At 67.5% G+C, this 994-nt stretch carries 1 protein-coding gene; it reads right to left on the bottom strand.

From position 1 onward, the window contains the following. The coding region (locus tag AU193_RS18660; protein ID WP_156425286.1) for a DUF222 domain-containing protein at window positions 1–994 on the bottom strand (994 nt) is incomplete at both ends.

The raw sequence follows: 994 nt of genomic DNA, 5'->3' as shown, positions 1-994 counted from the left end.
CGTCGAACACCGCCAGGTAGTGGTTGGCGTGGCCGGCCAGTCGGATCACGTCGGCGATCGGCATGAGCGTGCCGCCGCCGGTGGTGCCGACTCCGGCGCGGGATTCCAATTCGCGCAAGGTGGTGCGGATGATGAGCGAGACCGGCAGCCCGTTGAGCTGACCCAGCGCGCCGCTCATCAAGGCGATGCGCCCGACGGCGATCATCGCGTCGTGTTGGCGCTGGGCCAGACTGCGGTGGTCGTTGTCGATCTGAGCTTGGGTCGGAGTGCCCGATGTGCAGGGTTGGGGATCGTCGGGATTGCACATCCCCGGTGCCGCGTACTTGGCGAAAATCACTTCCCACACCGCCCACGCTTCGGGTGTCAGAGTCCCGCGGAGGTCAATCATCGCGTCGGAGCGCTGTTGTGCCGTGGTGAGCCCGCGCTTGCGGGCGCGCTCGGTGTCATCGGGCTCGGGTCCGTCCTGATCGAGCAAGAACAGCGTTAGATCGGCGCTGTCTTTGAGTTCCTTGGGGCCGACACCGACCGCGGTGCGCACCAGGTCGACCTCGAACTGCTCGCGGGTGGGCGCATCGACGAATCCCGGCAACCGGTCAACGGCCTTGCGGATGACGTCCACATGTTCGCCGTTGATCAGTCCATGAGCTTGCGCGACAGCCGTGGCGGGCAACGCCGGTGGCAGCGACGGCCCGGTCAACGCCTGACGCGGCGCCAGCAGGGCAGCCTCGCTCAGGCGTCGGTTGGCCTCGCTGGTCGAGAGCCGCCAGCGCACCCTCAACACCTCGTTCCACGATTTGGCACCCATCTGCTGCGGCGTGGCCTCGATCTGCAGGCGGGCCAGCAAGCGGTGGCGCATCGCGGGCAGCTGGCAGCCCAGAGCTTCGAGCTCATCAAGGGCCGCCACGAGATTCTGGCGGGTCAGCAAGTCGACATCACAGGCGGCCACCGTCTCGAAGGCGGCACGCAACGCGCTCACCGCGGCCTGCAGATCGTC

Origin of the sequence: Mycobacterium sp. GA-1285, assembly GCF_001499905.1 — a bacterium.
Lineage (GTDB): Bacteria > Actinomycetota > Actinomycetes > Mycobacteriales > Mycobacteriaceae > Mycobacterium.
Note: the sequence above shows the minus strand (reverse complement) of the source record. Positions and strands in the feature narration are given on the sequence as shown.